This window comes from Pseudomonas sp. MF7453 (assembly GCF_016405455.1).
In the GTDB taxonomy this organism is placed as follows: domain Bacteria; phylum Pseudomonadota; class Gammaproteobacteria; order Pseudomonadales; family Pseudomonadaceae; genus Aquipseudomonas; species Aquipseudomonas paralactis.
Genome location: NZ_JAEKCN010000003.1, coordinates 142,646 through 163,002, shown reverse-complemented (window position 1 = coordinate 163,002; position 20,357 = coordinate 142,646). Strand labels below are relative to the sequence as shown.

The following is a 20,357-nucleotide window of genomic DNA, read 5'->3' as shown; positions in this document are numbered from 1 at the left end:
AATCTCCCGCCGTGCTGGCTTGCAGGTAGTAATTCAGGTGACTGCACATGAATGATTTACAGCTCGACGACTTCAAGACCGATGAGAACGCCGCTATGGTGCTGCTGGTCGACGATCAGGCCATGATCGGCGAAGCCGTGCGGCGCGGCTTGGCCCATGAAGAAAACATCGACTTCCACTTTTGCGCCGACCCGCACCAGGCGATTGCCCAGGCGATCCGCATCAAGCCGACGGTGATTCTGCAGGACCTGGTGATGCCCGGGCTTGATGGCCTGACCCTGGTGCGTGAATACCGCAATCACCCGGCGACCGCGAATATCCCGATCATCGTGCTGTCCACCAAGGAAGACCCGCTGATCAAGAGCGCGGCCTTTGCGGCCGGGGCCAACGATTACCTGGTCAAACTGCCGGACAACATCGAACTGGTGGCACGTATCCGCTATCACTCGCGCTCCTACATGACCCTGTTGCAGCGCGACGCGGCCTACCGTGCACTGCGCGTCAGCCAGCAACAGCTGCTCGATACCAACCTGGTGCTACAACGCCTGATGAACTCCGACGGCCTGACCGGGCTGTCCAACCGCCGCCACTTCGACGAATACCTGGAGCTGGAATGGCGCCGCGCCATGCGTGACCAGACCCAACTGTCGCTGTTGATGATCGATGTGGATTTCTTCAAGACCTACAACGACAGCTTCGGCCACGTCGAGGGCGACGAAGCCTTGCGCAAAGTCGCCGCCACCATTCGCGATGCCAGCAGTCGCCCTTCGGACTTGCCGGCGCGCTATGGTGGTGAAGAGTTTGCGCTGGTCCTGCCCAACACCTCGCCGGGCGGTGCGCGCCTGGTGGCAGAAAAACTGCGCATGGCGGTGGCGGCGTTGAAAATCCCGCACATAGCCCCGGCTGAAGGTGCCAGCCTGACCATCAGTATTGGGCTGTCGACATTGACGCCGGTCCAAGGTACGGACTGCCGGCAGTTGATCATGGCGGCGGACAAGGGCTTGTACACGGCCAAGCATAATGGGCGTAATCAGGTTGGTATCGAGTAATTAGAGGCCAATTCTAATGTGAGAGGGGGGCTTCCCCCTTGCACTCCTGAGTTTCGTACTCATCCAAATTGATTACATATGAAAGTTTTTGAGCTAAGAAATCTGCCATCGTTGTAGAGCCGATGGCAGGGGGCAGGGCGGCGTTATTCTATTCTGAATCCAGACTTGCCATTATTCGCCCGCCACTCTTTGACCTCTTTTACAATGCCTTCTGGGCTGTCCTCTCTGTCATCTCTTGGGTAGTAGATTAGATCTGCTCCGTCCGGGTGCTCCGTCAGGCGTTCAAACTCGAAAACCATTTCAATGTCTTCTTCTTCGGTGCGAACGCTGCTGTCACAAAGAGAGATTACAAAGCTTAAAAACTCGCTTTCTGTGTACTCGGAAATTGATATTTTCATCTTAATTACCTTTGCCGTGAATACGCTTGTTAAGTTTTGGAGCATCAGCCCCGGCTGAAGGTGCCAGCCTGACCATCAGTATTGGGCTGTCGACGTTGACGCTGGTCCAGGGTACGGACTGCCGGCAATTGATCATGGCGGCGGACGAGGGACTGTACACGGCCAAGCATAATGGGCGTAATCAGGTTGGTATCGAATGATCTGAGGGCTGTATACCAATTCAAATGTGGGAGGGTGGCCCCTCACATATTTAAACTTCAGAGTTTTTCATGGTTTAGTAAAAAACTTAGGCGCGTTGAGTAAAAACGCCGCTCTTAATATCAGTTTAATGGCCGTATTTATTATGGTTCAACCTTAAATCCAGGCTTGTTATTGGTGGCGCGCCAGGTTTCAATTTTTTCAGTTATAGCTTCAATTGTACTTTCTGCGTCAGATGCGGCGTAATAAATAAGATCTGTTCCTGCCGGGTGTTCAGTGATTAACTCGAAGTGTTGTAAAAGCTCATCTAGTCGCTCATCGGTTGGAGCGGTGTTTTCCTTGAGTATTTCTTGCATGAGTAGTAGGAACTCATCTTTTGTATACTCGGAAAAGCTTTGTTTGAGTTTCATTGTTCGGCTCCTTTATTGTGAAGTTCCATGTGACGTTTAGGGGTTAGTAGGTGTAGATTTTCAGCATTATGATTCTGACCGCCCATCGGCAGCCGTCTTCGAACTCATTCGAATCGGCAGGTCGATTGTGCTGTTGACTGCCGAGGTTACCGTTGACTTGTTGAGTGAAATAAGAAGTCTGCCATCGTTGTGGAAACGATGGCAGGTGATAGGACGGCGTTATTCAATTCTGAAACCAGGCTTGCCATTATTCGCGCGCCACTCTTTAACTTCTTTTACTACAAATTCAGGTCCATCTTTTTCAGGCTCCGGATAAAATATTAGATCTGAACCAGAAGGGTGTTCGGTTAACGCTTCAAATTTTAAAATTGCATCGGTGTGCTCTTTTTCTGTGGCGTAGTCGTCGTTATAGATTTTCACAACCAAGTTTAAAAACTCACGCTCCGTCATCTCGCTCATTAATGTGCCCATTTTTAGGAACCTCTGTGAATGTCGATATGCTTTTTTGGCGTTAGAATCACGATATTGTCGATGCCGTATACTTCACCGTCAGTAGACACATATTTTTTATGATGAAGCTCAAACCGTATCCGTTTACCCACTGCTTCACTTTTTTTAACAATCGGCGAACGTCCATTTTTCATGGTGGCTAACTCACTAGGTGCAAAATGCTGAGCCAACTCTGAATCTGTAGACACTGCTTTCCAGAAAGCCTCACGAAATGCCTTGAAATTTTTAAACTGCTGGCCTCTCAACTGATCAGCGATTTGCGATGGAATGGGGGCGCCGTCGTCTGTGGTCGCTGTTCCAAGCCAGTTGCCAAACACAGGTTGGCCCATCCCGGTAGCAACTCCCGGATCCTCCCGCCTATCCCTGAACATCACATAGATAGGAGGCAACCCGGAATCTATAGGGAATACGGTTATAAAGTCATCAAAACGTGACTCACGGACTCCTGGAAACGAATCAACTCTGCCAGCAACCGGCGTCACCGTAGCTCCAACGTAAACAGGCGGTTCAGGCTGGTCAACGGGCAGAGTTGTTGAGCTATCCCCGGGGGCAACGATAGGTGTCCAGACCAACGTCCTGGGTGGGACGTCACTTGTCGTGACGGTGTACACCTTCCGCGCTGAATCGTAGGTCGCGGCAACCACCTTGACCTTGGAAGGCACGCTTGTACCGTCGGCAATGACCACAAACACTTCGGAGCGTCCATCCTCCGCCGTCTTTGAACTCATTCGCACTGGCAGGTCGATTGTGCCATTGAGTGCGGTGGTGAGCGTTGACTCGTTGACGTCTGGCAAAAACGTTGAAACCGGGGTACCGAGTGCGTAACGCTCCGCCAGTTCTCCGTTTGCAAGCTTGGGTGAATAGACCAGAGCTGAAACACCGACAAGTAAGCCGCCTGCCGTGCTTGCGACCAACTCCGTCAATGCGGCCACTGCTGACCGAATGGCAGCTTGCAGCGTGATGGTAATCCCTTCTGCTGTAGCGATAGTCCCGACTGAGGTCATGACTATCGCTTGAGTCGCAGAAGCAGTGCCCGACAGTCGATAGGTATTGGCTACTCGTACCGCTTCAATACGCGCTTGGGCCGTTGCTACCTGCTGCGCACGTTCTGCGAGGTCGCTGATTGCATTGGAGGCGTTGGCAAGAAACCGCGCGGACTCTGACTTCAGCACATAATCATGGCGGCTGAGCCATCTCACCCCAAGAGCGGTGTTCTGCTGCAGATAAATAAGCTGTTTGAGTCCCTCAAGCTCGGGTTTGCTCAGTGGCGGTGTAACCTGTGGGTTGGCTGCGGGATAGTAAATCATCAACCCGTTCCGGTTTATGGCTAACGGTGGGTCAATAGGTTTGATCGCAGCCATCGTTTCTTCGATCATTTTGTCCAGCGTGTTTTTGTAAAGCATGAGGGTCTGGTCGGGTGTCAATCCAACGACCGAACCGGCAAGAGAGGCGAGTTCCACCTGCAGGTATTCCGGCAGCAACTGCACCTGAATTTCCAACTCATCGGCAATGGCCTTCAGATACTCATTGTGTAAATTTGCCCAGCCAGGATCATGTTCGGCTAAATTGGCCTCCAGTGTTTGCCGAGCCTTTGCCAACCCTGAAAGTTTTTTAGTCAGAATGTCTATGGAGAGCGAGAGAGCCTTGAGTTCTTGTGCGGCCCTCCAGACGTTGTCGTAAAGTGTGTAGGCATCGCCCAGATTGTTTATCGGGTCAGAAGAGGCAAGTGTTTCACGTAGCTTTGTATAAGTTAAGTTTTCCATCAGGTAAAAAGGGCTTTGATCATAGAGCCCATAGATGAGTGGTGCAGTACTGGCGTATTTGGATTTTTTCGCGTCGATGATTTCAAATGCGATTTTTTGATCGAGAATGGCTGAGGCTGTCTCTGTGAGTGCCTGTGAAGCTTTCGCGGCTTGCTGTTTCTCTGCGAGTTCGCCTTCAGTTTCAGTAGTGAGGGTTGCGAACCGTGCGCTGTACTCCGCGTCAATCAAGGATTGATTGTACTTTTGCTCTCCAATGAAATCGGCGGTGGTGCTAGGGAAATCAAACTGCTTGAAGCGGCTACGGTCTCCTTCACCTCGACGTGGCCCTTCTTGAAGGCCCCAGCCATCTCCACTTCCTACGTAGCCTCCGCCTTCACCACCCCAATAAGTGTTTCGTCTCCCGGCGGTAATTATCGTCGGTTTGAGTTCTAAAGGTTGTCCTGGCTGCCACCCTTGTTGTGCCATAGGGCCTCTCCATTTTTGTGAGAGTGATCGTTAGAAGTTTCTGCGTCCTGAAGAAAAAGCTCAGGCGCTTTGATCGAACTTATTTGAGAAGGAGGAAAGAAAAAACTGATGGCGTTTTGATTTGATTTTATGCGTGTAGGAGGCTTTGTAAGATGGTTCTGAAACTGATGTATTTATATTCTTGTATGTTTGTGACTTGAGTCTTGGGATGATTTGGCTAGCAACCTAATTGTTTGTTTTTATTGGAGTGGGTTGGTTTGTGGTCTTTTAGGCAGGCTCTGATTTGGATTTTCAAATTATTTGTATAAACAGATGAGCGGTCTGGTTTTAGCGAGTAGTAGGTCGGGTTTTCTAACGCGCGGCATCGTCAACCTATAGGAAATGCTGTGATGGTCGCGTGTCTGTCACTGAAGCAAGCGTGATGAGAGGGAAGCGCTGTCTTGGCAGAATCGACCAAGCGGGCTGCCGTTTCCAGCCGTTTGCCGTTATACTCGCCGGCTTTCAAAAGTTCGCCAACGAGTGCTGCCCGCCATGGAAATCAACCCGATCCTTAACACCATCAAGGACCTGTCCGAGCGCTCCGAAACTATTCGGGGGTATCTTTGACTACGATCAAAAGCATGAGCGTCTGACCGAGGTCAATCGCGAGCTTGAAGATCCGAGTGTCTGGAACAAACCTGAATACGCCCAGGAACTGGGGCGCGAGCGCGCGGCGCTGGCGCAGATCGTCGACACCCTCGACGAGCTGAACACCGGTCTGGCCGACTGCCGTGACTTGCTGGACATGGCTGTCGAAGAGAATGACGAAGGCGCAGTGGGCGATGTCGTCGCCGAGCTGGCCCGTCTTGAGGAAAACCTCGCCAAGCTTGAATTCCGCCGCATGTTCAGCCATGAAATGGACCCGAACAACGCCTACCTGGATATCCAGGCCGGTTCCGGCGGCACCGAGGCCCAGGACTGGGCCAACATCCTGTTGCGCATGTACCTGCGCTGGGCCGACAAACGCGGTTTCGATGCGACCATCATGGAACTGTCCGCCGGTGAAGTCGCCGGTATCAAGGGCGCGACCGTGCATATCAAGGGCGAATACGCCTTTGGCTGGCTGCGTACCGAGATCGGCGTGCACCGCTTGGTGCGCAAGAGCCCGTTCGACTCCGGCAACCGTCGTCACACCTCGTTCTCGGCCGTGTTCGTCTCGCCAGAGATCGACGACAAGGTGGAAATCGAGATCAACCCGGCTGACCTGCGCATCGACACCTACCGTTCCTCCGGTGCTGGTGGTCAGCACGTAAACACCACCGACTCGGCTGTACGTATCACCCACGTACCGACCAACACCGTGGTCAGCTGCCAGAACGAACGTTCCCAGCACGCCAACAAGGACACCGCCATGAAAATGCTGCGGGCCAAGTTGTACGAGCAGGAAATGCAGAAGCGCAACGCCGCTTCCCAGGCGCTGGAAGACACCAAGTCGGATATCGGCTGGGGTCATCAGATCCGTTCGTATGTACTGGATGCCTCGCGGATCAAGGATCTGCGCACCAACATCGAACGCAGCGACTGCGACAAGGTACTCGACGGTGATATCGACGAATACCTGGAAGCCAGCCTGAAGTCCGGCCTGTAACACCCCTGTAGGAGCGAGCTTGCTCGCGATCCCCAGCCGAAGGCTGGGGAAAACGTACCTGTGATGGAATTTCAAAAGACATGAGCGACCAACAACTCGACCCGCAAGCCCTGCAACAGGAAGAAAACTCCCTGATCGCCCTGCGCAAGGAAAAGCTTGCTGCCGAGCGCGCCAAGGGTAACGCCTTCCCCAACGACTTCCGCCGCGACAACTACTGCGATGCCTTGCAGAAACAGTACGCGGACAAGACCAAGGAAGAGCTGGCAGAAGCGGCGATCCCGGTCAAGGTGGCAGGTCGCATCATGCTCAACCGTGGCTCGTTCATGGTGATTCAGGACATGACCGGGCGTATCCAGGTCTACGTCAACCGTAAAACCCTCTCGGAAGAAACCCTGGCCTCGGTGAAGACCTGGGACATGGGCGACATCATCGCAGCCGAAGGCACCCTGGCTCGTTCCGGCAAGGGCGACCTGTACGTCGAGATGACCAACGTGCGCCTGCTGACCAAGTCCCTGCGCCCGCTGCCGGACAAGCACCACGGCCTGACCGACACCGAGCAGCGCTATCGTCAGCGTTACGTTGACCTGATCGTCAACGAAGACGTACGCCAGACCTTCCGTGTGCGTTCCCAAGTCATCGCCCACATCCGCAGCTTCCTGATGCAGCGTGACTTCCTGGAAGTGGAAACGCCGATGCTGCAAACCATCCCCGGTGGTGCCGCAGCCAAGCCGTTCGAAACCCACCACAACGCGCTGGACATGGAAATGTTCCTGCGTATCGCGCCGGAGCTGTACCTCAAGCGCCTGGTGGTCGGCGGGTTTGAAAAGGTGTTCGAGATCAACCGCAACTTCCGCAACGAAGGCGTCTCGACCCGTCACAACCCTGAATTCACCATGTTGGAGTTCTACCAGGCCTACGCCGACTACGAAGACAACATGGACCTGACTGAAGAACTGTTCCGTGAGCTGGCGCAGCTTGTTCTCGGCACTACCGACGTACCGTACGGCGACAAGGTGTTCCACTTCGGCGAGCCGTTCGTGCGTCTGTCGGTGTTCGACTCGATCCTCAAGTACAACCCTGAGCTGACCGCTGACGACCTGAATGACATCGACAAGGCTCGTGCCATCGCCAAGAAAGCCGGCGCCAAGGTGCTGGGCTTCGAAGGCCTGGGCAAATTGCAGGTGATGATTTTCGAAGAGCTGGTTGAGCACAAGCTGGAACAGCCGCACTTCATTACCCAGTACCCGTTCGAAGTGTCGCCGCTGGCGCGTCGCAACGACGACAACCCGAACGTCACTGACCGTTTCGAGCTGTTCATCGGCGGTCGCGAAATCGCCAACGCCTACTCCGAGCTTAACGACGCGGAAGATCAGGCCGAGCGGTTCATGGCCCAGGTGGCCGACAAGGACGCCGGTGATGACGAAGCCATGCACTACGACGCCGACTTCGTACGTGCCCTGGAATACGGCATGCCGCCGACCGCCGGTGAAGGCATCGGCATCGACCGCCTGGTGATGTTGTTGACCAACTCGCCGTCGATCCGCGATGTGATCCTGTTCCCGCACATGCGGCCACAAGCGTAACCGTTGCGAAATCCGAAGCCGCCTTTTATAAGGCGGCTTTTTTATGTGGCGTATTCCAGTGGCACCTTTAAAGGAAGAAGTGTGGTGAACCGCGTAATGGCTCAAGAAGGTGCCGCCGGCATTGCTGCTGCCGTGGCTGAAAGCGTTCAGTACCAGGGCCGCAAGGCCAGTCGACGGGGCAGCGAGCAACGCCGGCAAGACATTCTCGATGCGGCCATGCGTATTGTCGTGCGCGATGGCGTGCGGGCGGTCCGTCACCGTGCAGTGGCGGCAGAGGCGGGGGTGCCGCTATCAGCCACCACCTATTACTTCAAAGACATCGACGACCTGCTCACCGACACCTTCGCCCAGTACGTGGAACGAAGCGCCGCGTTCATGGGCAAGCTGTGGGTGCGCAACGAAGGCCTGTTGCGCGAGATGGTCGCCTATGGCGACGGCAGCCCGCAGTCGCGCTCGCAACTGGCCGATGACATCGCGCGGCTGACCGCCGATTACGTGCTGCGCCAACTGACCAATCGCCGCGAATACCTGATGGCCGAGCAGGCGTTTCGCCAGGAAGCCCTGCTCAACCCGCGCCTGGCCGAACTGGTACGCTCCCACCAACAGATCCTGTTGCAGGGCACCGGGCAGTTTTTCCAGGTATTGGGCTCCCGTGAGCCGCAGCAGGATGCCAAGGTGTTGACGGCTATCATCAGTCGGATGGAATATCAGGGCCTGTTGGGCGGCGCAGAGCCTCTGACCGGTGAAGAGATGCTTGAAATCCTCAAGCGCTACATGCACCTGGTACTGGCCTCGGTCTGACAGCGTTCGAGCAAAGCCTGAGAGGGTTCAACGTTTAAAGAGGGAAATACCGGGTGGACGATTACCAGCAGACGATACGCAGCTTGTCCGATCGCATTGTGCTGGCGCAGACACCGATCCGGGTTCTCGACGCAGTGAAGTGGGACGAGAACATCCGCCAGGGTTTTCTCAAGGCCAAGGGCAAGGCCATGCCTGCCGTGGACCGCGATTACTACCTGAACCGGCCCCTGTCTTTTGATTCCAGTGCCGTGAAGCTGGAGTTCCAGAACATCGAGCGCGACATCACCCGCCGCCTGGGGCAGTTCAGCCCGGTGGGGCAGATCATGCGGCGCATGTGCCGCGAATACCGCATGGTGGTGCGTATGCTTGAAGCGCGCGGCACCGAGGACTTTGGCCTTATCTCTCAGGAACTGTACGGCGCTGCCTCCGATGCGTTCCACGCCGGCGACCCGACCCTGGCAGACCTGGGGCTGATGCTCTCGGACTACCTGAACAATATCGATGGCCGGGGCGATCTCAAGGACGAAGCCAAGACCCTCACCGCCAAGGACGCCGTAAGCCTGCTGCAAACCCGTCTGAACAAGGTGTTTGGCGAAGCAGAAGAGACCATTCGCGTGTTCGAATCCGACGGTATCGTCGCCGATGCAGCCGCGGGCGCCGACTACATCAAGATCCGCGCCGATGCGATGTTCAATGACCGCGACGTGCGCGCCCTGGAAGTACACGAAGGGCTGGTGCATGTGGGCACCACGCTCAACGGCCAGAACCAGCCGATCTGTACGTTCCTGTCCAAGGGCCCGCCGTCGTCCACCGTGACTCAGGAGGGCCTGGCGATCCTGATGGAAATCATCACGTTTGCCTCCTATCCCAGCCGCTTGCGCAAACTGACCAACCGTACCCGCGCCATCCATATGGTGGAGGAGGGCGCCGACTTCCTGCAGGTGTTCGAGTTCTTCCGTGAGCAAGGCTTTGAAATGGCCGAGAGCTATGGCAACGCCAGCCGGGTGTTCCGTGGTTCGGTGCCGACCGGTCTGCCGTTTACCAAGGATCTGTCCTACCTCAAGGGCTTTATCATGGTCTACAACTACATCCAGCTCGCCGTGCGCAAAGGCAAGCTGGAACAAGTGCCGCTGCTGTTCTGTGGCAAGACCACCCTGGAAGACATGCGCACCCTGCGCCAACTGGTGGATGAGGGGCTGGTGGTACCGCCCAAGTACCTGCCGGAGCAGTTTCGCGATATGAACGCGCTGGCGGCGTGGATGTGTTTCTCCAACTTCCTCAACCATTTGAGCCTGGATCGGATCGAGGCGGATTACTCCAATATCCTGTAACTGACGAAACCGAATCAAAAAATGTGGGAGCTGGCTTGCCTGCGATAGCGCTGGGTCAGCCAGCACTCAGTCACTGATAGACCGCTATCGCAGGCAAGCCATCTCCCACATTTGATCTTTACTGGTCTTCAGAACTTTCGCGAGGTTTCAACGGATGAGAATCCTCGGCATTTTATGCCTGCTACTCACATTGAACGGCTGCAGCTCCTTGCTGTTCTACCCCGAGCCCGGCCTACCCTTCACCCCAGAAAAAGCCCACCTGCAATACCGCGACGTCACGCTCACCACCGCAGATGGCGTGAAACTGCACGCCTGGTGGCTGCCGGCCAAACCCGGCGTGCCTCTCAAGGGAACGGTGCTGCACCTGCATGGTAACGGCGGCAACCTCGCCTGGCACCTGGGGGGCAGTTGGTGGTTGCCGGAGCAGGGTTATCAAGTGCTGTTGCTGGACTATCGCGGCTATGGGCTGTCGGAAGGCAAGCCGTCGTTGCCGGCGATCTACCAGGATATCGACGCCGCATTCGGCTGGATCGACAAGGCGCCTGAAACCCAGGGTCAACCGCTGATTATTCTCGGCCAAAGCCTGGGCGGTGCACTGGCGGTGCATTACCTGGCAGCCCACCCGGAGCGTCAAGCCCAACTAAAAGCCTTGGTACTGGACGGCGTGCCCGCCAGTTATCGTGACGTAGGACAATTCGCCCTGAGCACTTCCTGGTTAACCTGGCCGTTGCAGGTGCCCCTGTCGTGGCTGGTGCCCGACGCCGACAGTGCAATCAATGCCATACCCCAGCTGACCGGCGTGCCAAAACTGCTGTTCCACAGCCTGGATGATCCCATCGTGCCGGTGGCCAATGGCATCCGCCTGTATCAAGCGGCCCCCCCGCCCAGGGTGCTGCAACTGACCCGTGGCGGTCATGTACAGACATTTGCCGACAAGACCTGGCAAACCGTCATGCTGCGTTACCTGGACGACCCGCAGCACTTCAATGGCCTGCGCCGTCTGGGCGAGATTCCGAATTATCCAGTTCCTAAAGTTGATTCATCAGAGAGCCCGCAATGAGCGAAGAACGCAACATGATCCCGCTGATCCTCACCGGCATCGGCACCATCATCGGTACAGTCGGTTGCCTGTGGTACTACGGCTACTTGCACTTTGCCAAACCCGAAGATGCGTTGTTGCTCAGCGACTTCACCATGCTCAAGACCGTGCCCGGTGAGGATTACAAAGTCTCCCTCACGCCCGCCGCACAAGTGGCGCAGTGTGTCGACGGTGTGCTGGTGATGTTTGATACCGATCAGAAAGGCTTGAGCGGCGTGCTGGTGAACAACAAGAAGCAGGCCGTGCGTTGCATGGGGGAGCAAACCCCGCAATTGCAGGAGTAGGCCTGAGGATCACAACGCTTGATCAGCGCCCCGACGAAAATACCGGGAACCGTTTTGTGTAAAAAAGCCACAGAGGGCCATGTAACTTACACAGAAGGGGGCGGGGAAGCAGTGATCGATATTAATGTGATACGCAACATGCTGGCCATGGCCAGGGCGCATCAGGCGTTGGAGCGGCACGATGCCCAAGAGCAGGCGCGTAACAAATTGACTGGCAACCCGCCAGGCAACCCCACAAGCGCGAAGATGATAACGCCGCCGGATGAAGATACCGATCGTCCAATCACATTTTCGTAGCCAAAAAAAACCCACCGCGAGGTGGGTTTTTTTATCACTCAACAATCAATCAGTTAGCAACGGAAGACCGTGGCTTGACCGGCTGGTTGTCGTTGGAGATGGTCACTTCAACGCGACGGTTCATGGCTCGGCCAGAAACGCTGCCGTTGTCGGCAACCGGATATTCCTTGCCGTAGCCCTGGGTCACGATGCGCGAGATATCCACACCTTGTTGAGCCAGTGCACGCTGTACGGAAGCTGCACGACGCTCCGACAGGCTCTGGTTGTACGAGTCCGAACCGGTGCTGTCGGTGTAGCCTTCAACGATGACTTTACGGTCCGGGTTGTCGCGCAGGAACTGCGCCAGCTTGGTGATGTTCACCAGGCCGCTGGATTTCAGGTCGGACTTGTTGGTGGCGAACAGTACGTCACCGAAAGTCACCAGGGTGCCACGGTCGGTTTGCTTGGCGTTCAAGCTGTTTTGCAACTGCTTGATTTGCGCGTCACGGGCGTCCAGCAGGGCGCGGGCACGTTCGTCGCCGGCGTTTTTCAGCTTGGCTTCGGATTCGCGCAGGACGATGGTGTCCTTGGCCACTTCAACGCGCTGGTTGGTCAGGTACGCGAGTTGGTCGACTTTCTTCTCGTCTTCGTTGTCGCGGTACGCCTTGTCAGCCTTGTCCAGCCATTCGCTGGCGTCTTTGGTTTCCAGGGCTGCCAGTTTGGTGGCTTGCGGGTTGGTTTGCAGGGCCGAGAAATTGGTCCGTGCATTTTCCAGGTTCGCGTTCGGCGGGGTGGAGCAGGCCGCCAAGGCAACGCTCATCGCCAGCAGGGCAGGGATCATCAATTGTTTACGCATAGTCGTGTCGTCCTTTCAATTCGATATCAGGTGCGATGCAGTCAAGGGGCAGTGCTTACTTCTGCATGATTGCAGCTGGGCGCATGCCTTCCTTACGCAGTTCTTCAACAGCCTTCTGAGAATCCTTCACAGCCTGTTGAGCCTTGGCAGCCTGGGCTTTACGCTCAGCGACGCGGGCATCCCACTCGGCTTGTTCAGCCAACTGACGAGCTTTCTCGTAGTTTTTGTCGTGCATCGCGATTTCAGCTTCTTTGAGCTTGTCCTGAGCCGACTTCATTTCAACGGCTGCAAACTCGGTACCGCCAGCGCTTACGGCGCTGTTAACGGCCGACTGGGTCACAGCGTACTGCTCGGTTGGAGGGTTGCCGGCGCAGCCTGCCAGAACGAAGCTGGTGCCGATTGCCAGTGCGGCCAATTTGAGCCCGCGCAGGTGGTTAAACGAGGATTTGGCGGTGCTGGTGTTCATCGTCTTCAACTCCATTGGATAACTCCTGAAAAACATCAAAATCCATCGTGGCGTATCGGTTGCGGGCCCGGCGCTAAAGCACATGACACCAGTTCAAACGACCGTTCCACAAGTGATGGCTACTGGCTGTGACCTGAGGCTTTTTTCAAAAGTTCAGCGGATATGGCGATTTGCCTAAAAAAATATCTGACTGAATGGTCAGTGTTCAGGATATGGAACTTTCCCAGCGCGCAGCGGTACTCCGAACCCGTAAAAGGCCCGGAATACCTGGGTTAAATTGACGTCAATAAACTGTTTTTCAGTGCTTCTGTTCGTCAGCGCTTGCGGACAAATCATGCAAGTAGCGGCGCGACAATGTCAGAAACCTGGGAGTGAGACCCACGTCTTCATACAACGGATCCCCCTCTTCATCGGTGGCAATCACCTGGTCGCCCTTGATATAGGGAAAGCTTTCTTCCAGCTCTTCAAGGGCGGCGCCGATCAACTCGCCGAGCAGTTCTTCGACGTGGCGCTTGGGGTACATCTCGGCAATGGCGGCCAGCCTTGCGGCAGATTCCACATCCAGATGAATCGCGTACCCAGTCTTGGTCAGGCGACCCTTGGCGGTTTCTTCCCAATGTTGGGCCAGTTCTCGAATTTTCATGGCTACCTCAATAAGCCCGCGCTGGCAGGCGGTGATGAGTGACCAGCCGCCCGCGTGAACAATGCGACGGCTCATCCTTGAGACTAGCTCCAAGGCGCAAGGTTTAAAGTGGTTTGCGTTCGGCCTTGTCAGAAACCGATGCCGACGGCACTCTGGAACACCTGCGCGTCCCGGATTTCTGGCTGGAGATTGGCTGATGAGTGATATCGATGCACGCTTGCGTGAGGATGTTCACCTGCTGGGTGAACTGTTGGGCAACACCATTCGAGAGCAGTACGGCGATAACTTTCTCGACAAGATCGAGCAAATCCGCAAAGGCGCCAAGGCTGACCGCCGCGGCGCTGTCTCGGACAAGGCGGCCGGTGACGAACTGAGTGCCAGCTTGAATCAGTTGCAGGAGGATGAGTTGCTGCCCGTAGCCCGGGCCTTCAACCAGTTCCTCAACCTGGCCAACATTGCCGAACAATATCAACTGATTCATCGACGCGATGAATCGCAACCGGCGCCTTTTGAATCCCGGGTCTTGCCGGAGTTGCTGGCACGCCTTAAAAGCGAAGGCCACAGCAATGAATCGCTGGCCCGACAGTTGGCGCGGTTGGAGATCGAGCTGGTGCTCACCGCCCACCCCACCGAAGTGGCTCGCCGTACGCTGATCCAGAAATACGATGCCATCGCCGCGCAACTGGCCCTGCAGGACCACCGTGACCTCACCAGCGCCGAACGCGAGCAGATCCGCGAACGCTTGCAACGGCTGATTGCCGAAGCCTGGCACACCGAAGAAATCCGCCGCATCCGGCCCACCCCGGTGGATGAAGCCAAATGGGGCTTTGCGGTGATCGAACATTCGCTGTGGCACGCCATCCCCAATTACCTGCGCAAGGCCGACCAGGCCCTGCACGCTGCCACCGGCTTGCGCCTGCCTCTGGAGGCTGCGCCGATTCGCTTTGCCTCGTGGATGGGCGGCGACCGAGACGGCAACCCGAATGTCACCGCGCCGGTCACCCGCGAAGTGCTGCTGCTGGCGCGTTGGATGGCGGCCGACTTGTACTTGCGCGACATCGATCATTTGGCCTCCGAGCTGTCGATGCAACAGGCCAGCCCGGCGTTGCAAGCCAAGGTCGGCGACAGCGTCGAACCCTATCGCGCCCTGCTCAAGCAACTGCGCGAACGCCTGCGTGCCACACGCCAGTGGGCTCATGCGTCGTTGACTGCCAGCACCCCGGCACCTGCCGATGTGTTGCAAAACAACCGCGACCTGCTGGACCCGCTGGAGTTGTGCTACCAGTCACTGCACGAATGCGGCATGGGCGTGATCGCCGACGGGCCGCTGCTCGATTGCCTTCGCCGTGCAGTGACCTTCGGTTTGTTCCTGGTGCGCCTGGATGTGCGTCAGGACTCCAGCCGTCATTCGGCGGCCATGACTGAAATCACTGACTACCTGGGCCTTGGGCGTTATGAGGATTGGGACGAAGGCGCGCGCATCCGCTTCCTGACCCAGGAACTGGCCAATCGTCGGCCGTTGTTGCCGGGGTATTTCAAAGCGTCGGCAGACACTGCCGAGGTGCTCAATACCTGCAAGGAAATCGCTGCCGCACCGGCTGCGTCGTTGGGCTCGTATGTCATCTCCATGGCGGGTGCCGCCTCGGATGTACTGGCGGTGCAGCTGCTGCTCAAAGAGTCGGGCGTACAACGGCCGATGCGTGTGGTGCCGTTGTTCGAGACCCTGGCCGACCTGGATAATGCCGGGCCGGTCATGGAACGGCTGTTGCAACTGCCGGGTTATCGCTCACGGTTGCAGGGCCCTCAGGAAGTCATGATCGGCTACTCCGACTCGGCCAAGGACGCCGGCACTACCGCCGCCGCCTGGGCGCAATACCGGGCGCAGGAGCGTCTGGTGGATATCTGCCGCGAACAGCAGGTGGAGCTGCTGTTGTTTCACGGTCGCGGTGGCACCGTCGGCCGTGGCGGCGGCCCGGCTCATGCGGCGATCCTGTCGCAGCCACCGGGCTCGGTGGCGGGGCGGTTCCGCACCACGGAACAAGGCGAGATGATCCGCTTCAAATTCGGCCTGCCGGATATCGCCGAGCAGAACCTCAACCTCTATCTGGCCGCCGTGCTGGAGGCAACACTGCTGCCACCGCCACCACCGGAGCCCGCGTGGCGTCACCTGATGGACGAATTGGCGGCAGACGGCGTCAGCGCTTACCGCGCCGTGGTGCGTGAGAATCCGCAGTTCGTCGAGTATTTCCGCCAGTCCACGCCGGAGCAGGAGTTGGGCCGCTTGCCCTTGGGCAGCCGCCCGGCCAAGCGTCGCGCAGGAGGGATTGAAAGCTTGCGCGCGATCCCGTGGATCTTCGGCTGGACCCAAACGCGCCTGATGCTGCCGGCCTGGCTCGGCTGGGAGGCGGCATTGAGCAAGGCGCTGGAGCGCGGTGAAGGTGAGTTGCTGGCGCAGATGCGTGAACAGTGGCCGTTTTTCCGCACGCGCATCGACATGCTGGAAATGGTGCTGGCCAAGGCCGATGCCGATATCGCCCGTCTTTATGATGAGCGCCTGGTGCAGCCAGACCTGCTGCCATTGGGGGCGCATTTACGCGACCTATTGTCGCAGGCCTGCGCTGTGGTGCTTGGCCTGACCGGCCAGTCGCAGCTACTGGCCCATAGTCCCGATACCCTGGAGTTCATCCGCCTGCGCAACACCTACCTCGACCCCTTGCACCTGTTGCAGGCCGAGTTGCTGGCACGTTCCCGCCAACAAGAGGCGGCGCAAGACAGCCCTCTGGAACAGGCGCTGCTGGTGTCCGTGGCCGGTATTGCCGCCGGTTTGCGCAACACCGGTTGAGGTTTCTCGCGTGTTCTCAATGGCTTGCGGATCAACCACAGCGACCGCCCTGAAAAGGGCGGTCGCTGTTTGAGCAGGCGGGTTGCGCTCAGGCACACCCCGTTGCTGACGCATGTCGGGTGCGGGTTTCTCCTACTTTTGGCGGCTTGTATGGTGAGGGCCCGCTGTGTATCTTGATCAGCCTTTGGCCGTTTGATCGGCCTGGAACCATATTTTTACGAGATTGGCCCCACGCGGCGAATCCGAGCGTCATCTCTATAAAAAATTGAGGAGCACATCGATGCGCGTCATTCTGCTGGGAGCTCCCGGGGCCGGTAAAGGTACTCAGGCAAAGTTCATCACTGAAAAATTCGGCATTCCACAAATCTCCACCGGCGACATGCTGCGTGCGGCCGTCAAGGCGGGCACCGAGCTGGGCCTGATCGCCAAGAGCGTGATGGACAGCGGCGGCCTGGTCTCCGATGACCTGATCATCAACCTGGTCAAGGAACGCATCAGCCAGGACGATTGCAAGAACGGTTTCCTGTTCGACGGTTTCCCTCGCACCATTCCCCAGGCTGAAGCCTTGGTGAAGGCCGGTGTTGAATTGGACGCCGTGGTTGAAATCGCCGTAGAAGACGAAGAAATCGTCCAGCGTATTGCCGGTCGTCGCGTTCACGAAGGCTCGGGCCGCGTTTACCACATCGTCTACAACCCGCCGAAAGTTGAAGGCAAGGACGATGTTACCGGTGAAGACCTGGTGCAGCGTAAAGACGACACCGAAGAAACCGTGCGTCATCGCCTGTCGGTCTACCACTCCCAGACCAAGCCGCTGGTGGACTTCTACCAGAAGCTGTCGGCAGCCCAGGGCAAGCCCAAATACAGCCACATCCCTGGCGTGGGCTCGGTTGAAGCCATTACCGCCAAGGTATTGCAAGCACTGAGCTGATCCCGCCATCCGCTTTGCGTACAACGGCCCGCTTGCGGGCCGTTGTTGTTTATACTGGCGCACTTTTTTCCCGATTTGGACACCCACACCGATGAGCACCCTGCTGGCCCTGGACACCGCGACTGAAGCTTGCTCCGTTGCCTTGCTGCACGATGGCAAGGTAACGAGCCACTACGAGGTGATCCCGCGCCTGCACGCGCAGAAGTTACTGCCGATGATCAAGCAGTTGCTCGAAGACGCCGGCACCACACTGGCTGCGGTGGATGCCATCGCCTTTGGCCGTGGCCCCGGTGCCTTTACCGGCGTGCGCATTGCCATTGGTGTGGTGCAGGGCCTGGCGTTTGCCTTGGAGCGTCCGGTATTGCCGGTGTCCAACCTGGCCGTGCTGGCCCAGCGCGCACTGCGTGAACACGGCGCCACGCAAGTGGCCGCGGCGATCGATGCGCGGATGGACGAAGTGTATTGGGGCTGCTATCGCGAAACTGCCGGCGAAATGCGTCTGGTGGGTGTGGAGGCCGTGCAGCCGCCGGAAGCGGCAGGGTTGCCGGCCGATGCCAGCGGTGAGTGGTTCGGTGCCGGCACTGGCTGGGGTTATGGCGAGCGTATCAACGTGCAATTGGCCGGGCAGGATGCTGCGATGTTGCCCCATGCCGAAGACCTGCTGACGTTGGCACGTTTTGCCTTCGAGCGCGGCGAAGCGATTCCGGCGGATCAAGCTGCGCCGGTTTACCTGCGCGATAAAGTGGCGCAGACCAAGGCCGAGCGCGGGATTATTTGACGTCAAAAATAGGCGAATTCGACGGCAAATTTCGCCAATCGTCAGAATTTGCCGCGGTTTTTAAACCTTTTACAAATTATGTGTTCTAGTTATCACCAGAGCATTTGCGCACTACGGAAAGTGCCGCTAAATTGCCATCATTGATACCGAGTCTGCATGTATGCGTATAGACGGCTTCACCTCACAGTCCTACCCTCTCAAGCGTAAGCCGCGCAAGGCAAACGTGACGGTAGATGAGTCCGTAGAAGATTCGCCCGACTTCATTGAAGTTCACGCTGATTCGCCTTCCAGCGCCAAGGGTTCCGGTAGCGCACGCATCAGCGGCGTTCCTGCCCGTCAGCAAGACATGGTCTTCCCCCGTTCCATGAGCAAAAGCGTCGCCACCGCCCTGGCCAGTTACCTGACCACCGCCGGCTTTGTCGAATGGGATATGGAAGTGCTGGGTCTCGACATTCATATCTGATGGGTTTGCCTTACTACATCGGTTGCCCGTCCTGGAGTGAAAACGCCTGGCGCGAGTACCTGTACCCGGTTGACGCGCGTTCCAGCGATTACCTCGGGCTCTATTCCCAAGTCTTCAATGCGGTTGAAGGCAATACCACCTTTTATGCTCGACCCTCGGCCGCCACCGTGCAGCGCTGGGCCGAGATCATGCCCGCTGACTTTCGCTTCACCGCCAAATTCCCGGGCGATATCAGCCACGCGGGTGACTTGCGCGAGCAATTGCCTGCGGCAGAAAGTTTTGTCGGCTTGATGAGCCCTTTGGGTGAGCGCGTTTCACCGCTGTGGCTGCAGCTCTCAAAGGCGTTTACCCCGCAACGCCTGGCTGAGCTGGCCGGATTCCTCGATGGCATTGATCGGCCGTTGGCGGTGGAAGTCCGGCATGAGCAGTTTTTCGCCAAGGGTGACGCCGAACGTATGCTCAACCGCCTGTTGCGCGACCGTGGCGTCGAGCGCATCTGCCTTGACCCTCGCGCCCTGTTCAGTTGCACGTCAACCTCGGCGGCAGTGCTGCACGCCCAATCCAAAAAGCCCAGGGTGCCACCGCGCCCGGCGGCGCTGACCCAGTTTCCGCAGGTGCGCTTCATCGGGCATCCGCAGCTGGAAGCCAATGACCCGTTTCTGATCCCGTGGGTAGAAAAGATCGCCAGCTGGATCGAAGAGGGGCGCACGCCCTACATGTTCCTGCACACCTCGGACAACCGCCTCGCGGCCCAATTGGCGTTGCGCTTTCATGCAAAGCTGATGGCGCGTCTGCCCGGCCTGCCGCCGCTGCCCACCCTGCATCGAGAGCCCGTTGCACAGCAACTGGGGTTACTCTAGGCGTTCGATTTTTCAAGGATTGAGCCGTGGGTTCGATAAAAGTGCTGGGCCTGCTGTTGCTGTTGGCGGGCGCCTTTGTGCTGGGTGTCTGGCGCGACTGGCTGCCGATGCGGGCTGAATGGAACCCCTGGGCACCCCTTGATGTGCGCGCCAGTCCCAACCTGCTCACGCGCTACAAGCTCAGCCGTTTGCAGGATGATCCGGCGCTGTGTGACCAGGTCTTGAAAACCTCTGGCCTGCGGGTGACTCGTCAGGCGGATAGCGCAGCCGATGCGGCGTGCCCGTTGCGCGATGTCCTGCGTGTGCAGGGCGCTGAGGTGGCCTTGAGTAGCAGCTTTCTGGCCAGTTGCCCCCTGGCTGTGGCGTTTGCGTTGTTCGAGCGCCACAGCCTGCAACCGGCCGCCCAGGCTGTGTTTGGCCAGGCGGTGAGTCGGGTCGAGCATTTGGGCAGCTTTGCCTGCCGCACTATCTACAACCGTGCGGACGGGCGCCTGAGTCAACATGCATCAGCCAATGCCCTGGATATCGCCGGTTTTCGCCTGGCCGATGGGCGCAGCATCAGCGTGTTGAAGGATTGGCCGGGGGAGGGCGACAGCGCGCGTTTCCTGCGCCTGGTGCGCGATGGCGCCTGTGACGACTTCAACGTGGTGCTGAGCCCGGACTACAACGTTGCCCACCGCAACCATTTTCACCTCGACATGGGGCGATGGTGGGTGTGTCGCTGAGG

21 protein-coding genes and 1 pseudogene are annotated in these 20,357 nt (G+C 57.5%); 15 read left to right on the top strand and 7 right to left on the bottom strand.

Features of this window, described 5'->3' with window-relative positions:
- The first annotated feature begins 47 nt into the window (after positions 1-47).
- Positions 48-1,049 carry a response regulator gene (locus tag JFT63_RS06585; RefSeq protein ID WP_057701345.1) on the top strand — a complete coding sequence of 334 codons (1,002 nt, stop codon included), beginning with the start codon at positions 48-50 and terminating at the stop codon, positions 1,047-1,049.
- 143 nt (positions 1,050-1,192) lie between these two features.
- On the opposite strand, the gene JFT63_RS06580 is transcribed toward JFT63_RS06585, so the two are convergent.
- Entirely contained in the window at positions 1,193-1,447 is a 255-nt protein-coding gene (locus tag JFT63_RS06580) for a bacteriocin immunity protein (RefSeq protein ID WP_057701749.1), read from the bottom strand.
- Positions 1,448-1,497: 50 nt separating this feature from the next.
- On the opposite strand from JFT63_RS06580, the pseudogene JFT63_RS06575 reads away from it, so the two are divergent.
- Positions 1,498-1,647 (top strand): annotated as a pseudogene (locus JFT63_RS06575) (diguanylate cyclase domain-containing protein); the annotation flags it as partial.
- A 141-nt stretch (positions 1,648-1,788) separates the two neighbouring features.
- Here JFT63_RS06575 and JFT63_RS06570 read toward each other — a convergent pair.
- From JFT63_RS06570 to JFT63_RS06560, 3 genes are all read right to left on the bottom strand, one after another.
- Complete coding sequence (locus JFT63_RS06570) at positions 1,789-2,055, bottom strand: bacteriocin immunity protein (protein ID WP_057701344.1); 267 nt, start codon at positions 2,053-2,055, stop codon at positions 1,789-1,791.
- Positions 2,056-2,274: 219 nt separating this feature from the next.
- Positions 2,275-2,526 carry a bacteriocin immunity protein gene (locus JFT63_RS06565; protein ID WP_057701343.1) on the bottom strand — a complete coding sequence of 84 codons (252 nt, stop codon included), beginning with the start codon at positions 2,524-2,526 and terminating at the stop codon, positions 2,275-2,277.
- A gap of 2 nt (positions 2,527-2,528) precedes the next feature.
- Positions 2,529-4,793, bottom strand: coding sequence for an S-type pyocin domain-containing protein (locus tag JFT63_RS06560; RefSeq protein WP_198843627.1), 2,265 nt, complete (start codon positions 4,791-4,793; stop codon positions 2,529-2,531).
- A gap of 531 nt (positions 4,794-5,324) precedes the next feature.
- Between JFT63_RS06560 and prfB the strand changes: the two genes are divergently transcribed.
- From prfB to JFT63_RS06525, 7 genes are all read left to right on the top strand, one after another.
- A protein-coding gene (prfB, locus tag JFT63_RS06555) for a peptide chain release factor 2 (protein ID WP_098465888.1) occupies positions 5,325-6,420 on the top strand; the annotation gives its coding sequence in 2 pieces (ribosomal slippage) (positions 5,325-5,396 and positions 5,398-6,420; 1,095 coding nt in all).
- A gap of 80 nt (positions 6,421-6,500) precedes the next feature.
- Positions 6,501-8,003 carry a lysine--tRNA ligase gene (gene lysS, locus JFT63_RS06550; RefSeq protein WP_057701341.1) on the top strand — a complete coding sequence of 501 codons (1,503 nt, stop codon included), beginning with the start codon at positions 6,501-6,503 and terminating at the stop codon, positions 8,001-8,003.
- An 84-nt stretch (positions 8,004-8,087) separates the two neighbouring features.
- Positions 8,088-8,804 carry a TetR/AcrR family transcriptional regulator gene (locus tag JFT63_RS06545; protein ID WP_082629591.1) on the top strand — a complete coding sequence of 239 codons (717 nt, stop codon included), beginning with the start codon at positions 8,088-8,090 and terminating at the stop codon, positions 8,802-8,804.
- A gap of 53 nt (positions 8,805-8,857) precedes the next feature.
- Positions 8,858-10,135 (top strand): flavohemoglobin expression-modulating QEGLA motif protein, encoded by a 1,278-nt coding sequence (locus JFT63_RS06540; protein ID WP_005785511.1) that lies wholly within the window; start codon positions 8,858-8,860, stop codon positions 10,133-10,135.
- A 154-nt stretch (positions 10,136-10,289) separates the two neighbouring features.
- Positions 10,290-11,195 (top strand): alpha/beta hydrolase, encoded by a 906-nt coding sequence (locus JFT63_RS06535; protein ID WP_057701339.1) that lies wholly within the window; start codon positions 10,290-10,292, stop codon positions 11,193-11,195.
- Entirely contained in the window at positions 11,192-11,518 is a 327-nt protein-coding gene (locus tag JFT63_RS06530; RefSeq protein WP_057701338.1) for a hypothetical protein, read from the top strand. Before JFT63_RS06535 ends, JFT63_RS06530 begins: the two co-directional genes overlap by 4 nt.
- An 18-nt stretch (positions 11,519-11,536) precedes the next feature.
- A complete protein-coding gene (locus JFT63_RS06525; RefSeq protein ID WP_198843626.1) occupies positions 11,537-11,815 on the top strand; it encodes a hypothetical protein in 279 nt (92 codons plus the stop codon).
- A 49-nt stretch (positions 11,816-11,864) separates the two neighbouring features.
- On the opposite strand, the gene JFT63_RS06520 is transcribed toward JFT63_RS06525, so the two are convergent.
- The 3 genes from JFT63_RS06520 to JFT63_RS06510 form a co-directional block, all read right to left on the bottom strand.
- Positions 11,865-12,650 carry an OmpA family protein gene (locus JFT63_RS06520; RefSeq protein ID WP_005785517.1) on the bottom strand — a complete coding sequence of 262 codons (786 nt, stop codon included), beginning with the start codon at positions 12,648-12,650 and terminating at the stop codon, positions 11,865-11,867.
- Between the two features lie 55 nt (positions 12,651-12,705).
- Positions 12,706-13,131: a DUF4398 domain-containing protein gene (locus JFT63_RS06515; protein WP_005785519.1), complete on the bottom strand. Its 426-nt coding sequence runs from the start codon at positions 13,129-13,131 to the stop codon at positions 12,706-12,708.
- Between the two features lie 283 nt (positions 13,132-13,414).
- Positions 13,415-13,759, bottom strand: coding sequence for a pilin assembly protein (locus JFT63_RS06510; protein ID WP_198843625.1), 345 nt, complete (start codon positions 13,757-13,759; stop codon positions 13,415-13,417).
- Between the two features lie 196 nt (positions 13,760-13,955).
- On the opposite strand from JFT63_RS06510, the gene ppc reads away from it, so the two are divergent.
- The 6 genes from ppc to JFT63_RS06480 all read left to right on the top strand — a co-directional run bounded on the left by ppc (position 13,956) and on the right by JFT63_RS06480 (position 20,355).
- On the top strand, positions 13,956-16,601 hold the full coding sequence (gene ppc, locus JFT63_RS06505; RefSeq protein ID WP_198843624.1) for a phosphoenolpyruvate carboxylase: 2,646 nt from the start codon (positions 13,956-13,958) through the stop codon (positions 16,599-16,601).
- A gap of 280 nt (positions 16,602-16,881) precedes the next feature.
- The gene (gene adk, locus JFT63_RS06500; protein WP_032893225.1) at positions 16,882-17,529 is read left to right on the top strand and encodes an adenylate kinase; all 648 of its coding nucleotides are present in this window, start codon (positions 16,882-16,884) and stop codon (positions 17,527-17,529) included.
- Positions 17,530-17,620: 91 nt separating this feature from the next.
- Positions 17,621-18,307 carry a tRNA (adenosine(37)-N6)-threonylcarbamoyltransferase complex dimerization subunit type 1 TsaB gene (gene tsaB / locus JFT63_RS06495; RefSeq protein WP_057701335.1) on the top strand — a complete coding sequence of 229 codons (687 nt, stop codon included), beginning with the start codon at positions 17,621-17,623 and terminating at the stop codon, positions 18,305-18,307.
- 160 nt (positions 18,308-18,467) lie between these two features.
- Entirely contained in the window at positions 18,468-18,770 is a 303-nt protein-coding gene (locus JFT63_RS06490; protein WP_198843623.1) for a hypothetical protein, read from the top strand.
- Positions 18,770-19,630: a DUF72 domain-containing protein gene (locus JFT63_RS06485; protein WP_186559754.1), complete on the top strand. Its 861-nt coding sequence runs from the start codon at positions 18,770-18,772 to the stop codon at positions 19,628-19,630. The genes JFT63_RS06490 and JFT63_RS06485 overlap by 1 nt, the downstream gene beginning before the upstream one ends.
- Before the next feature lie 26 nt (positions 19,631-19,656).
- Complete coding sequence (locus JFT63_RS06480) at positions 19,657-20,355, top strand: extensin-like domain-containing protein (protein ID WP_198843622.1); 699 nt, start codon at positions 19,657-19,659, stop codon at positions 20,353-20,355.
- Positions 20,356-20,357 lie beyond the last annotated feature (2 nt).

Excerpts from the sequence above, each read along its gene's own strand:
- tsaB (WP_057701335.1), top strand. The coding sequence starts at position 17,621 with ATGAGCACCCTGCTGGCCCTGGACACCGCGACTGAAGCTTGCTCCGTT.
- JFT63_RS06485 (WP_186559754.1), top strand. The coding sequence starts at position 18,770 with ATGGGTTTGCCTTACTACATCGGTTGCCCGTCCTGGAGTGAAAACGCC.
- JFT63_RS06530 (WP_057701338.1), top strand. The coding sequence starts at position 11,192 with ATGAGCGAAGAACGCAACATGATCCCGCTGATCCTCACCGGCATCGGC.
- JFT63_RS06570 (WP_057701344.1), bottom strand. The coding sequence starts at position 2,055 with ATGAAACTCAAACAAAGCTTTTCCGAGTATACAAAAGATGAGTTCCTA.
- JFT63_RS06585 (WP_057701345.1), top strand. The coding sequence starts at position 48 with ATGAATGATTTACAGCTCGACGACTTCAAGACCGATGAGAACGCCGCT.
- JFT63_RS06510 (WP_198843625.1), bottom strand. The coding sequence starts at position 13,759 with ATGAAAATTCGAGAACTGGCCCAACATTGGGAAGAAACCGCCAAGGGT.
- JFT63_RS06565 (WP_057701343.1), bottom strand. The coding sequence starts at position 2,526 with ATGGGCACATTAATGAGCGAGATGACGGAGCGTGAGTTTTTAAACTTG.
- JFT63_RS06560 (WP_198843627.1), bottom strand. The coding sequence starts at position 4,793 with ATGGCACAACAAGGGTGGCAGCCAGGACAACCTTTAGAACTCAAACCG.
- JFT63_RS06535 (WP_057701339.1), top strand. The coding sequence starts at position 10,290 with ATGAGAATCCTCGGCATTTTATGCCTGCTACTCACATTGAACGGCTGC.
- JFT63_RS06520 (WP_005785517.1), bottom strand. The coding sequence starts at position 12,650 with ATGCGTAAACAATTGATGATCCCTGCCCTGCTGGCGATGAGCGTTGCC.
- lysS (WP_057701341.1), top strand. The coding sequence starts at position 6,501 with ATGAGCGACCAACAACTCGACCCGCAAGCCCTGCAACAGGAAGAAAAC.
- ppc (WP_198843624.1), top strand. The coding sequence starts at position 13,956 with ATGAGTGATATCGATGCACGCTTGCGTGAGGATGTTCACCTGCTGGGT.
- JFT63_RS06490 (WP_198843623.1), top strand. The coding sequence starts at position 18,468 with ATGCGTATAGACGGCTTCACCTCACAGTCCTACCCTCTCAAGCGTAAG.
- adk (WP_032893225.1), top strand. The coding sequence starts at position 16,882 with ATGCGCGTCATTCTGCTGGGAGCTCCCGGGGCCGGTAAAGGTACTCAG.
- JFT63_RS06515 (WP_005785519.1), bottom strand. The coding sequence starts at position 13,131 with ATGGAGTTGAAGACGATGAACACCAGCACCGCCAAATCCTCGTTTAAC.
- JFT63_RS06580 (WP_057701749.1), bottom strand. The coding sequence starts at position 1,447 with ATGAAAATATCAATTTCCGAGTACACAGAAAGCGAGTTTTTAAGCTTT.